This window comes from Wenyingzhuangia sp. 2_MG-2023, from assembly GCF_030548295.1.
In the GTDB taxonomy this organism is placed as follows: Bacteria; Bacteroidota; Bacteroidia; order Flavobacteriales; family Flavobacteriaceae; genus Wenyingzhuangia.
The window spans coordinates 1-284 of sequence record NZ_JAUOSB010000101.1; the positions used below are offsets into that span (position 1 = coordinate 1).

A 284-nucleotide genomic window follows, 5' to 3' on the forward strand; every position below is an offset into this window, starting at 1 on the left:
AATGAGTTCAAAAAACTTGGTATTAAAATAGGTAGAGATAAGTTCTTTACCCTACTTAAAAACCATAAACTACTGATCAAGAGAAACAAAAACTATCATGTAACCACCAATTCTAAACACATGTTTTACAAATACAAGAACCTAATTAAAGACAAAGTACCAACCAGAGCAGAACAAGTGTGGGTAACAGACATCACCTATATTAAAACGGATAAAGGACATGCATACTTAGCATTAGTAACAGATGCTTATTCTAAGCAAATTATGGGATATAAGATAGATAA

Annotated in this window: 1 protein-coding gene; it reads left to right on the forward strand. The window is 31.0% G+C overall.

Translation table 11 applies throughout. The annotated features are described in order from the left end of the window. A partial coding sequence (locus Q4548_RS16815; RefSeq protein ID WP_336622750.1) for a DDE-type integrase/transposase/recombinase occupies positions 1-284 on the forward strand: 284 nt, incomplete at both ends.